The organism is Streptomyces sp. DSM 15324 (assembly GCF_001514285.1).
In the GTDB taxonomy this organism is placed as follows: Bacteria; Actinomycetota; Actinomycetes; order Streptomycetales; family Streptomycetaceae; genus Streptomyces.
Genome location: NZ_KQ949030.1, coordinates 34731 through 46563, shown reverse-complemented (window position 1 = coordinate 46563; position 11833 = coordinate 34731). Strand labels below are relative to the sequence as shown.

General features: G+C 70.0%; 9 protein-coding genes and 1 pseudogene. 3 read left to right on the top strand and 7 right to left on the bottom strand.

What is annotated here, in order from left to right; translation table 11 throughout:
• Nucleotides 1-10: 10 nt before the first annotated feature.
• Entirely contained in the window at nucleotides 11-571 is a 561-nt protein-coding gene (locus AQJ58_RS24530; RefSeq protein WP_159056314.1) for a hypothetical protein, read from the top strand.
• 127 nt (nucleotides 572-698) lie between these two features.
• Here the strand turns inward: AQJ58_RS24530 and AQJ58_RS24525 are convergent, their stop codons facing one another.
• Entirely contained in the window at nucleotides 699-1595 is an 897-nt protein-coding gene (locus AQJ58_RS24525) for an alpha/beta hydrolase (protein ID WP_067253577.1), read from the bottom strand.
• Between the two features lie 625 nt (nucleotides 1596-2220).
• Between AQJ58_RS24525 and AQJ58_RS45455 the strand changes: the two are divergent.
• Together AQJ58_RS45455 and AQJ58_RS45980 are read left to right on the top strand one after the other, a co-directional pair.
• Nucleotides 2221-2553, top strand: a pseudogene (locus AQJ58_RS45455) (MMPL family transporter); the annotation flags it as partial.
• Complete coding sequence (locus AQJ58_RS45980) at nucleotides 2554-3708, top strand: MMPL family transporter (protein WP_420712184.1); 1155 nt, start codon at nucleotides 2554-2556, stop codon at nucleotides 3706-3708. It abuts the pseudogene before it with no gap.
• Between the two features lie 355 nt (nucleotides 3709-4063).
• Here AQJ58_RS45980 and AQJ58_RS24515 read toward each other — a convergent pair whose 3' ends face one another.
• From AQJ58_RS24515 to AQJ58_RS24490, 6 genes are all read right to left on the bottom strand, one after another.
• A complete protein-coding gene (locus AQJ58_RS24515; RefSeq protein WP_159056313.1) occupies nucleotides 4064-4993 on the bottom strand; it encodes an alpha/beta hydrolase in 930 nt (309 codons plus the stop codon).
• 50 nt (nucleotides 4994-5043) lie between these two features.
• A complete protein-coding gene (locus AQJ58_RS41345; protein WP_234360272.1) occupies nucleotides 5044-6021 on the bottom strand; it encodes an alpha-L-rhamnosidase-related protein in 978 nt (325 codons plus the stop codon).
• Nucleotides 6022-6275: 254 nt separating this feature from the next.
• Complete coding sequence (locus tag AQJ58_RS24505; protein WP_067253569.1) at nucleotides 6276-8522, bottom strand: glycoside hydrolase family 3 C-terminal domain-containing protein; 2247 nt, start codon at nucleotides 8520-8522, stop codon at nucleotides 6276-6278.
• A gap of 174 nt (nucleotides 8523-8696) precedes the next feature.
• A complete protein-coding gene (locus AQJ58_RS24500; protein ID WP_159056312.1) occupies nucleotides 8697-9983 on the bottom strand; it encodes an MFS transporter in 1287 nt (428 codons plus the stop codon).
• 86 nt (nucleotides 9984-10069) lie between these two features.
• Nucleotides 10070-10840, bottom strand: a complete 771-nt coding sequence (locus AQJ58_RS24495) for an SDR family NAD(P)-dependent oxidoreductase (RefSeq protein WP_067253564.1) — start codon at nucleotides 10838-10840, stop codon at nucleotides 10070-10072.
• A 332-nt stretch (nucleotides 10841-11172) separates the two neighbouring features.
• Nucleotides 11173-11808, bottom strand: a complete 636-nt coding sequence (locus AQJ58_RS24490; RefSeq protein WP_067254207.1) for a TetR/AcrR family transcriptional regulator — start codon at nucleotides 11806-11808, stop codon at nucleotides 11173-11175.
• Between the last annotated feature and the right edge of the window lie 25 nt (nucleotides 11809-11833).

Below are 11833 nucleotides of genomic sequence, written 5' to 3'. Positions count from 1 at the left end.
TCCGGTCGAGGTGGCTCGCGGCGCGGTAGGCGAGGAAGACGCCCCTCGTCTTGTCCCGGGAGGGCGGCAGGAGGCTTTCGCCTTCGGCGATGAGCTGGTGGGCGCGGCCGATGTCGCCGAGGTCGAGGAGGGCCTGGCCCGAGTCGACGGCGAGGTCGGCTTCGGACACCCAGGCGCACCAGGCGGGCCGGTCGGTGCCGGCGTCGTTGAGGTGTTGCTCGGCCGCGGACAGGGCGCGCAGGACCGTCCGGCGTTCGCTGCGGCCGCCGTGTGCGGCGAGGGTGCGGGCGAGGCGGAGCTGGAGCAGGCAGCGGGCGGCGGGGTTCTGGGCGCGGGTCAGGGCGTGCTGGAGGATGCTGGCGGCGGTGGCGTGGTCGTGCCGCCAGGCGACCTGGTAGGCGAGGTCGCCCAGGAGACCGGCGCCCATGTCGTGGTCCCCGGCGGCGTGGGCGTTGTGCAGGCCGGCGACCCAGTTCTGGCTGGCGTGGGTGTGGCGGCCCGGGTCGAAGCGGTGCCAGGCGGTGGTTATCTAGAGCTGCCGGGGAACCTAGCAGGTGAGAGCGCTGTATGAGTGGCAGGCACGCAAGGCACGTCTTGCTGATGTAGTCCCAGCGGAAGCGGGTGGGCCATTTCGTTGAAGGGGGCAGCCGGTTGGCTTCCCCCTTCAACGCGCTAGCCGGTGGTGTGTGCTTTCCGGGTCACACGGTTAGGTGATCAAGGATGTTGGCCAGCTCCGCAGGTTTGAGCAGAAAACCGACGTGGCTGGTGGTGAGGGTGTGCACGTCGTACGGATTGTCGGGCGTCAGGGCGTCGGCTTCGGCGATCAGGCGGTCCTGCATGGCTGCGGGAAGCGTCCGGTCGTCGGCGAGGCGGATGTAGCTGCGGGGGATTGTGCCCCAGGTGTCGGCGTGGCCGCGTGCGTCGGACATCATCACCGCCACGGACTCGTCCGGCTGCAGGATGTTGAGGAAGGCCCGGAACTGCTGGTCAGTGCCGTCTGCCATGATCGCTGCCTTGGCGGCGGCGAACAGGTTTGAGTCGGCGGTGCGGTAGTTGGCCCGTCCGACGCCGAGTTCGGCGGGGTTGCCGACGTTCAGCGCGGCCAGTGGGGCGAGCAGGTTGTCGCCGAACTCGGGCTCCTGCATGTACTCGATGGGGTTCGATCGTTGCACGCACGCCCATGCGGAGATGTAGACGAGCCGGCTCACCAGGGCAGGGATCGTGTTGCCCACCCCCGTGATGGTGGTTCCGCCGAGGCTGGCGCCCACCAGGACCACCGGTCCGTGCTCGGCCACCCGTCGGACGATGTCGACGACCATGTCGATGTTGTCCTGCAGGGTGACTCCGGCCAGTGTCGACGGCTCGGCTGCCCACGCGTCGAGGTCCTGGGGGGCCTGGTAGGCCGCCGGGTACTGCGCGTCGAAGCCGTGCCCCGGCAGATCGACGGCGAAGCTGCGATGGCCGAGCAGCGCGAGCTCGCGCTGGACAGGAGCCCACATCAACGAACTGGAGCACGAGCCGTGCACGAGCACGAACGTCGTATTCGCATCGCGGGCCTGCCGCGGACGGGTGGCGTTGTGGGAGAGAGATGTCATACGGGTCAGTCCAATGTCCGGTGGGCGGCCCGGCAGGCAGGCATGGCTGATGGGCCGATGCCGGCGCGGTGAGCCGCCGAAGCTGAAGGAGAGACGGACGTGCCTGTCGCCAGGCGCATCGCGGTTCACTGGCCGGGCGCATGCAGGCCGGTGGCAGCGGTCAACCACCGCGTGCCGCCAAGGGCAGCACGCGAGGTGGATGCGCTCACCGGCAAACGGTGCGCGTCGACGGTCAGGTCGAGCGATACCCGCAGGGCAGTGCCGTGAGACCGCGGTGGTCTCCTGCGGGTTCCTCGACTGGCGCCGGTCGCAGAGCGACTGCGGCGGCAGACGTCTTAGGCGGTCCGGCGGCGGACGAACATGTAGGACATGACAAGGACCCTACCTGATCACGGATCATTGCCGAGGCCGATGTGTGTCCCAGCAAGGAAGCTGCTGGTCAGGGGTCGTCGCGGAGACGGATGTCTGGGTCAGGCGTTCTCGGCGCGGATCATTTTGCGCAGACTGCTGCGGGCAGTCGGCAGGTCCTTCTCCTCTCGTGCGCTTCCGCGTCCACATCGCCCCGGTCCGCCGCTGACCACCACCGTCCAGGACGGCGGTACCTGGACCAGCCGTCTCCCGCCACCAGATCCAGGTCAGGGAGGGCATGGACCCCGAGGAGTCGGCCGGCCTTGCGAACGGCACGGCCGGCGGCGCGGTGGTGTTCGCCGGCGCCACGGTCGTGATCGCGCTGGCCGCGCTGTCCGTGGTGAACATTCCGTTCCTCACCGTGATGGGGCTGGGAGCCGCCGCGACGGTGGTGGTCTCCGTGCTGGTCGCTGTCACCCTTCTCCCAGCAGTGCTCGGTCTGATGGGTGCCCGTATCGCCACCAGCACCGTCCCGGTGCTGCGCCGCTCCACGGAGCGTGCTGCACGCCGTACGGAGCGAAAGGGCGCGGGGTGGCGTTGGGCGACCCTCGTGTCACGGCGCCGCTGGACCGTGCTCGTCGTGTCCCTTCTGGGCCTGGGAATCCTTGCCGTCCCGGCGGCCGACCTGCAGCTCGGCCTCGGCGGCACCCAGGACCCCGACACCTCCGCGGCGCGCGCGCAGCGACTCGTCGACGACGGCTTCGGTCCCGGCTACAGCGGCACCCTGGTCGTTCTGGTCCAGGGCGCCACCAGGACCGTGGTCGCCACTGCCGAGGAATTCTCCTCGACGGTCCGGGACCTGCCCGGCGTCCGCGCCGTGTCCCCGGTGGTGACCGCGGCATCCGGCGACGCCGCCCTGATCAGCGTCACGCCGTCGAGCGGGCGCGAGACGGAGGCCACCAAGGGGGTTCTCGCCGAAATCCGGCACGCGCGCGACGCTGTCGAGGAGCACACGGACACGGACATCGCGGTCACCGGCACGACCGCCGTCAACATCGACGTGGCGGACAAGCTCTCGGCGGCCCTGCCCGTCTACTGCCTGCTGGTCATGAGCCTGGCGCTACTGCTCCTGGTTATCGTCTTCCGCGCGATCGCCGTACCGGTGAAGGCTGCCGTCGGCTTCCTGCTCTCGCTGGGGGCTTCGCTCGGCGCACTGGTCGCCGTCTTCCAGTGGGGATGGCTCTCCGGGCTCCTCGGTATCAAGGACACCGGCCCGGTGCTGAGTTTCCTGCCGATGCTGCTCGTCGGCATCCTCTTCGGCCTGGCGATGGACTACGAGGTCTTCCTCGTCTCCCGGATGCGCGAGGAGCACGCCCACGGTCGGCCGCCCGCCGAGGCCATGATCCGGGGGTTCGCCCACGGTTCCAAGGTCGTCACCGCGGCCGCCCTGATCATGATCGCCGTCTTCGGGTCCTTCGTCTTCGCCGATATGCAGGTCATCAAGGGCATGGGATTCGCCCTCGGGATCGGTGTGCTCCTGGACGCGTTCGTCGTCCGTATGACGCTTGTGCCGGCGGTGATGGCGATCCTCGGCGGCAGTGCCTGGTGGCTGCCGCGCTTCCTGCAGCGGGCCCTGCCGGACGTGGACATCGAGGGGGAGAGGCTGGCCCGCCGGACGACTCACCCGGCCTCGGCGCCCGGCGCGCCGCCACGGCAGACGGATGCCGCCCGGGTCGCGGTGGGCACCGGGGGAGGCGATGCGTAGCCAGTCGAAAATCTACTGACTTTCGGGATTAGGGGGATGAATCAACCACCTCGGACGATGTTGCGAGCGCACTCCGAACGCGGCCCGAGTATTCGTCAATGCCCAATAGGGGTGCACGGCGGCGCGGTGACCCCTAGCCAGACCTGGAGCCGGGCTCCTCCCCACAGGCAGAGGGCCCCGTCGCCGTGCCCCTCTCGGGGCGCGATAATCGTGACCTGAGCCGTCCGCATGGCCACCTCCCCTGACGACGCGAGCCACGGCTCTCTCCGGAGACCGAGGACCGCCCGGTGAGCTGGAGGCCACGAGCTGCTCATCGGATGTCGGGCCAGCGGGCCCTCCGACAGTAGCCAGGCTGTCAGGCCTCGTCGAGAGTCGCGGGACCGCCGAGCAGGGCGGCCCCGTCGACGACCCGGCCTTCGGCCACGCGGTTGATGAAAGCAGCCGTGCGGGCGGCGGCTTCGGTCGCCTCGGGGACGAAGCCTGCGGCGATCTGCCAGGCATGGGTCATCTCCGGCCACACCTCCAACTCCACGTGCACTCCCGCCCGTGCCGCTCTCGTCACCAGCTCGAGTGAGTCGTCCAGCAGCATCTCGGTGCTCGACACCTGGACGAACAGCGGCGGCAGTCCCCGCAGGTCGGCAAGGAGGGGCGAGATGAGGGGCGCGTCCGCGTGGTGGTCACCGATGTAGTCGGTGGTCATCGCGCTGTCCGCGCCTGCGAGGATGAGGTCGGTGTCGCGGCGTTCGACCCAGCTTCCGGAGCTGTAGCGCTCGATACGCAGGTCGAAGACGCCGGAGTAGAGCACGCCGGCCAGGGCCCGCGTGTCCTGCTGCGCCTTCGCGTGCAGCAGCACCGCGGCAGCGAGATTCGCGCCTGCGGACTCCCCGGCGACCACCACGCGCGGGGCGAGGGTCGCGGCGTACTCGAACGCGGCGACACAGTCGTCCGGACCTGCGGGGTAGGGGTCTTCAGGTGCGAGCCGGTACTCGGGGAGCACCACACGCGCCCGTGTGCCCAGGGCCAGATGGGCGGCGAGCGGCCGTGCCATCGCCGCCAGCCCGGTCCGGAATCCTCCGCCGTGGATGTAGAGGATCACCAGATCCCCGCGGGGCTGGTCGGGGGTCATCAGGTAAGACCCGTCCCGCAGGTCCGCCAGGGGTTCGTCGCGGACTCCGGGGACGGGCCGGTACATCGCTGCGATGTCGGCCTGCTGTCGCCGGTCGGCGGCCAGGTCCGCCGGCTTCGCGGCCGTGTCCGTCTGCCCCGACTTGATGATGTCTGTCATGAGGCTGAAGGCATTACTGGGCATCGCTCTGGTCCTCCGTGTCGGTGATCTCAGGATGTCGGGCAGGTCTCGTGGTGCTCGCCGGGGCCGACATCGAACACCCGCCCGTCCGGCATCGTCACCGTCGCCGTGGTGCCCGGTGGAACCTGGACGGTCAGGTGGAAACGGCCGTCCGAGATGCGCCACCGGGAGGCGATGCGACCGTACGGGGAGTCGAACTCGGCCTCCGCTGATGCGAGGCCGCCCCCCGGTTCGGGCCGGACGTCGAAGTGCCGGTAGGCCGGTGAGTCCTGACGCGGCCGGATGCCGGCGACATGGCGGTGAAGGAAGGAGACGACGGCGCCCTTGCTGTAGTGGTTGAGCGACGCGTGCGGGGTGCCGTCGTCATCGACGCCGTTCCAGTCCTCCCAGATGGTGGTTGCGCCCTGGTCGACCATTGCGAGCCACGACGGGCATGTGTCCTGGAGCAGCAGTTCGTAGGCGACGTCCAGGTGGCCGGTGTCGGCGAGCATCGGCAGCAGGTACGGCGTCGCGAGGAAGCCGGTGCCGAGGTGTGTGTCCGCAGCTCGGATGAGCTCCACGAGGCGCTGTGCGGTCCGGGCGCGGAGTTCCTCCGGCACCAGCCCGAACGCGAGGGCGCGCACGTGATTGGCTTGTGTATCGACGGTCAGTGAGCCGTCGGGCCGGATGAACTCGGCGCGCCACGCCTCCCGTACGCGGGCGGCGAGTTCGCCGTACTCGGCGGCCCCGTCGGTCTTGCCGAGCACGGTCGCGACGCGGCTCAGCAGGTGGGTGGACCAGTACAGGTACGCCGTCGCGACCGGGCCGTGGTCCTGCAGGTAGAACGGTGTGTCGTCGGCCTGCCGGGGTTCGAGCCACTCGCCCCAGTGGAATCCGCTGTCCCACAGATAGAGGCATCGACACGGGTGACAGTCCGCGGGCTCTGGGGAGTTGGCCTTACCTTGGTGGCCTGGGTATTGACGACCACGACGGCACGTCTCGCTTCGCCAAGGCTCCTTGCGAGCCACGTCGCGCGAGCTGCCCGAATGGGCCGACAGGGTCCTGCCGCTCAGCTCGGGCCCCGGTCGTCCTCCCTCCCGAACGTGAGCCGGTCTCCGGCCGCCGCCCAAGGCAGGGGAAGGGCCGGCCTTGGGCTTTCGGTTGCGACCCTGCGGAGCCGTCGCGCCGGGCACGGTCCGTGCGTTCAGGTCCGCTGCTGCACGGCCACGACGGTCATGGCTTTCCCGGCCCTGGCCGCCGGCTGGCCCGTCCGCTCACTCCGTCATGCAAGGGTGCGGCTCGACTGCATCAGCTGTTCCAGGAGCTCCTCGGGCAGTGGATTCGGCAAGAACGCGAGGAACTGACGCATGGGCATGGACTCGACCATGCGCATCGCGAACGCATTCTCCGCTGAGAAGGCGGCCTGCTCCTCGGTCAATCCCGACTCGACGGCCTCGGTGAGGGCGGGGCCGACGGACGCGTGGCCGAACCACTCGCCGACCGTGGAGTCCAGCGTGAGCGGCTTCGCCAGCAGGTCGCCTGCGAGGTCCAGGGGCGCGGAGGCGGCGACGGTGTGGGCGTTCTCGGCGAGTTGCACCTCGTACCGGCCTGCGGCCACGGTCCAGTCGGCGCGGGTGATGTCCCAGTAGGCGAACGCGCGGCGGTCCAGGTCGATCTCGACGACCGTGCTCTCGCCGGGCGCGAGGTCCACTTTGGCGAAGCCGCGCAGTTCCCGGGCCGGGCTGCTGACCGGTCGCTCGGGGGCGGCGACGTAGACCTGGACCACGTGCTTGCCTGAGCGGTCGCCGGTGTTGGTGACCGTGACGGTGGCCGTCGCCGTGTCCGGACCGGTGGCGGTGACGCGGAAGTCGCTCTGCTCGAAGGTGGTGTAGCTCAGGCCGTGGCCGAACGGGTAACGGACCGGGACGTCCGCGCTCTCGTAGTAGCGGTAGCCGACCATCACGCCCTCGCCGTAGCGGACGTGTCCCTGCTCGCCGGGGAAGTTGAGGAAGGACGGTGTGTCCTGGAGCCGGAACGGGATGGTCTCGGCGAGACGGCCGGAGGGGTTGACCCGGCCCGCGAGCACGTCGGTGATCGCGCCCCCGCCCGCCTGTCCGGGCAGCCACGCCTCCACCACGGCGTCCACCTCGTCGTGCCAGCCCTCCAGGCTCACCACACCGCCGTTGAGGAGTACGACGACTGTGCGGCGGGCCGCGCGGGCCACCTTCTGGATCAGCTCGACCTGATCCCGCGGCAGGTCGATGTGCTCGCGGTCGAAGCCCTCGGACTCGTCGGCCTCGGGCAGGCCGACGACGAGTACGGCGGTGTCGGCCTGCGCCGCGCGCGCGACGGCTTCCTCACGCAGGTGAGCCGCGTCGGCCTGGCCGGTGGGGTCGTACCCCTGGGCGAAGTCGATGGGGGCGTCGGGCAGTGCGGCGCGCAGCTGTTCCAGCGGGCTGTCGACGCGGGTGGCGTTGACGTGGGAGCTGCCGCCGCCCTGGTAGCGCAGGGTCTGCGCGAACTCGCCGATGAGGGCGATGCGGCCGGTGGGGCCGAGCGGCAGCGTCCGCTCCTCGTTCTTGAGCAGGACAAGGCAGTCGGCGGCGATCTCTCGGGCGAGCCGGTGCTGCGCGTCATGGTCCACCTCGGCCGGGGCGCCCTCGGACCGGACACGTTCGGCGAGCGTGCGCAACCGGGCTACGGCCGTGTCGACGACGCCCTCGTCCAGTTCGCCCGCGCGCACCGCCGCGGCGACCTCCGCGTCGGTGACGCCGCCGTTGCCGGGCATCTCCAGGTCCGTGCCGGCGAGCAGTGCGGCGACGCGGTCGCTGACGGCGCCCCAGTCGGAGACGACCAGGCCGTCGAAGCCCCATTCCTCGCGCAGCACCTGGGTCAGCAGCCGGCGGTTCTCGGCGGCGTGGACGCCGTTGACCCTGTTGTAGGAGCACATGACGGTGGCCGGCCGCGCCTGGGTGACGATGCGTTCGAACGCCGGGAAGTAGATCTCGCGCAGGGTGCGTTCGTCGACGTCGGAGCTGACCCGCATGCGGTCGGTCTCCTGGTTGTTGGCCGCGAAATGCTTGACCGACGTGCCCACGCCCTGGCTCTGCACGCCCCGCACGTAGGCGGCCCCCAGGACTCCGCTGAGCAGCGGGTCCTCGGAGAAGTACTCGAAGTTGCGGCCGCACAGCGGTGAGCGCTTGATGTTCACGCCCGGGCCGAGCAGAACGTCCACATCGAGGTGGCGGGCCTCGCGGCCGAGGGCTTCGCCGAGGCGGCGCAGGAGGCCGGGGTCCCAGCTGGAGGCCAGCGCCACAGCGGGCGGGAAGCAGGTGGCGGGCTCGCTCTGGTGTACTCCGATGTGATCGGAGTCCGCGCGCTGGCGCCGCACTCCGTGCGGGCCGTCGCTGAGCACCAGCGAGGGGATCCCGGAGGCCTCGGCGGCCTCGGTGCTCCAGAGGTCCCGTCCGGAGAGGAGCGCTGTCTTGTCGTCGAGACTCGGCTCGACGGCCGGGTGGGCGTGAGTCATTTGGCGTATCCCTCGGGAGATCTGGGCGGCTGCCGGGTGCAAGAGGCGCGGACCAGTGCGCCGACGGGTGGAGCGACGGCGGGTTCGGCGTTGCGGGAGAGGCGGCGGCGGAGAAATCCTACCGCCAAAAACGAATAATGCTAGGTTTTAGAGCTCGGAAACAACACATACGCGTCAGCGGACGCCGCGGACGGGGCGGACCGTCAATCCGCCGGCCACGGCGACGCCCGCCGCTGTGAGAAAGAGCAGTGTGTAGTTGTCGCCGCCGCCGATCGCGAGGATGAAGGGGGCCATGAGCGGCGCGAGTGACTGCGGCAGGGCACTGGCGATCCCGAAAACGCTCATGTACTTGGCGCCTTCGGTCTCCCGGTTCGGGATGACGTCGGTGACCAGTGCGATGTCCACCGCTCCGAAGACGCCCGCCCCGAGCAGGATGATCTGGGAGCCGATCATGACCTGCGGGAACGAGGGGGCGGTCGCCACGATGGCGAAGCCGACGGCGAATGCGGCCGCGGCGGCGTAGATGAACGGCTTCCTGCGGAGCAGGCGGTCGGAGAGGATGCCGCTGATCACGGCGCCGGCGGACGTCATCAGCAGGCCGATCCCGCCGGAGAGCGCGAGCAGACCCGTCACCTCGCTCAGCTTGTAGCCGAGGTGGTCGGTGAGGAAGTAGAGCTGGTAGGTGGACAGGAACATCAGGCTGAGCTGGATCAGGAACCGGCCCGCCCAGGTCCACCCCAGGTCCGGGTGGCGCCGCGGGTTGAAGGTGAGGCCGCGGAACACGGCGGCGAAGCTCTGACGGTCCTTCCCCGCGACGCGTACCGCAGGGTCGGGGAGGAGGAAGACGACCGGCAGGAGCGCGAGGGAGGCAAGAGCGGCCGGGACGAGGAACAGCAGGAGCCCGGAGCTCTTCAGAGGTTCCGCGAGCTGGAAACCGGCCACCCCCGCGATCTGTGCGGTGAAGCCGAGCAGGCCCGACACCTTGCCGCGTTGCTGCTCGGGCACCTGGTCGGGAAGCAACGCCTGCATCCCCGTCATGATCGAGCTGAGCCCCAGCTGACCGATGACGAAGCCGACGAGCACCATGCCGACCGACGAGGCGAGACCCGTGACCACGGATCCCGCGAGCAGCACCGGGATCCCGGCGATGATCCAGGGTCTGCGCCTGCCCAGGCGCGCGGTGGTGTGGTCGCTCAGGACTCCGATGACGACGCCCGCCACGATGCTCACCAGTGTTCCCGCGCCGACCACCAGGCCGAGGCTTCTGGTCTTGCCGTCGGGGTCGATGTCCTCGAGTCGGATCGCGAGCGACACCAGCAGCGGGGTCAGCACCGCCAGGTACAAGCCGAGGTAGGCGATGACGTAGAGGGTGATGAACCGGCGGCTGACCGGGGCGGGAGCGTCGGAGCCGCCTTCGGGCACGACTGCTCGGGCGGGGAGCTCGGCTGGGGGGTGGGACATGGCGGCCTCCGGCCGGTCGGGCATATTCATGCGCGAGTGCGGTGGGGGAGCGTCGGCGCGGGGCGCGGGATGCTCCCCCGCAGGTGCTACTGGTGGGTGCCGCCGTCGATGCGGATCTCGGTGCCGGTGATGAAGGCGCCGTCGTCGGAGACCAGCATCGCCACGACGCCGGCGACGGTGTCGGGCGCACCCAAGCCCTCGCCGAGGGCGGGAGTGAGCTTGGTGAAGAGGTTCCAGTCGGTGTCCTCGGGGACGAGCGAGAAGATGTTCTCGGTGATGCCGCTGGAGATGCTGCCCGGGGTGATGTTCACCGCGCGCAGGCCCTGCTTGGCGTACTCCTGGGCGATGCTGTGGGTGAAGGACAGGATCCCGCCCTTGCTCGCGGAGTACGCGGCCATGAACGGGTGGGCGAACTGGGCCGAGGTGGAGCTGAAGTTCACCACCACGCCCCGGCCCGTCTCCAGCAGTGCGGGCAGCGCCGCCCGGGTCACCAGGAAGGTGCCGGTGAGGTTCACGGCGATGACGCGGTTCCACAGTTCCAGGGAGCATGCGTGGGTGTGGGCCCCGCGCAGCATGCCGGCCACGTTGACCAGGGCGTCCAGGCCGCCGAGTCCGGCCACGGCGTCCGCCACGACGCTGTTCACCGCGCTCTCGTCGGAGACGTCGAGGAGGGCCGTCCGGAGCCGCTCACCGGTTCCTGCCTCGGCGGCAAGCCCGGCCGTCTCCGCCAGGCCGTCCTTGTCGATGTCCGTAGCGACGACGCGCGCCCCCTCGGAAAGGAGCCGAAGGGTGGTCGCACGGCCGATGCCGGAAGCGGATCCGGTGACGAGGATGCGGCGGGTGTTCAGACGTTCCATAGGGCTACCTCTTTGTCTTACGGCGGACCGCTGAGTGCGGTGCGCGCACGCATCGCGGTCGTTTTCGAGGAGAGGGAAGAGGCGCCGTATCCCGCGCTGCGGCCTGCGGCGGGGGCACCTGCGCCGAACACGTGGCTGTTCAGGCGCGACGAAACGGAAGGGCGTCGACGACCGACTCTAGGAGCAAAAAGCGAATGGCGCTAGGTATTGGATGCTGCGGAGATGCCAGGACCGCGGAGAGGCCGTCGAGGGCGTGCGGGAGTGACCGCGAGGCCCTGTGGCAGTGCGCGGTGGTTTTGAGGCGGTACCGCGGTGGGTCGTGGCGTCGAAGCTCAGGCGTGGTCGCGGGAAGACGCCTGAGGCGCCGGCCGGCTGGTCTCCTCCGACCAGGCCAGGCACATCCGGTTGAACGCGTCGATCGTCTCCGCCATGTCGACGCTCGGATCCAGCAGCCACTGCAACTGAAGCCCGTCCGAGAGGGCCACCAGCATCCGCGCCATGTGCCGCGGCGCGATGTCCGGGCGGATCTGCCCTTGCAGCTGGCCCTTGTCCAAGCCGTCCTCGATCTGGGCACTCAGGTCCGCGTACCGCTGCTTGAAGAACGCGTGAGCCGGATGCTCCGGGTCGGACGCGGCGGCGGACAGGGTGACGAACAGGTCCACCAGGCCCGGCTGCTGGGCATTGTGTGCCACGGTCCGGGCCACGGCTTCACCCGGGGACGTCACGTCGGCGACCGACTCGGTGTCCAGGGCGTCCCGTTCGGCCAGTACGGCCAGGAGCAGTTCCTCGCGGGAGTCGAAGTAGTGCAGCACACCCGCCTGCGACATGCCCACGCGGTCGGCGATCTCCTTGAGCGACGAACCGCGTTCGCCGTGCTCGTTGAAGACCTCCAGGGCGGCCCGCAGGATCTGCTTCCGGCGTTCCAGGCCCTTGCGGTAGGGGCCGCGGGGCTTGCGTGGTGTGCTCACGCTCCGACCGTACTTCACCGTCCGT

Coding starts and splice junctions, on each gene's coding strand:
- AQJ58_RS24525 (WP_067253577.1), bottom strand. CDS start 1,595: ATGACATCTCTCTCCCACAACGCCACCCGTCCGCGGCAGGCCCGCGAT.
- AQJ58_RS24515 (WP_159056313.1), bottom strand. CDS start 4,993: ATGACAGACATCATCAAGTCGGGGCAGACGGACACGGCCGCGAAGCCG.
- AQJ58_RS24505 (WP_067253569.1), bottom strand. CDS start 8,522: ATGACTCACGCCCACCCGGCCGTCGAGCCGAGTCTCGACGACAAGACA.
- AQJ58_RS24500 (WP_159056312.1), bottom strand. CDS start 9,983: ATGTCCCACCCCCCAGCCGAGCTCCCCGCCCGAGCAGTCGTGCCCGAA.
- AQJ58_RS24495 (WP_067253564.1), bottom strand. CDS start 10,840: ATGGAACGTCTGAACACCCGCCGCATCCTCGTCACCGGATCCGCTTCC.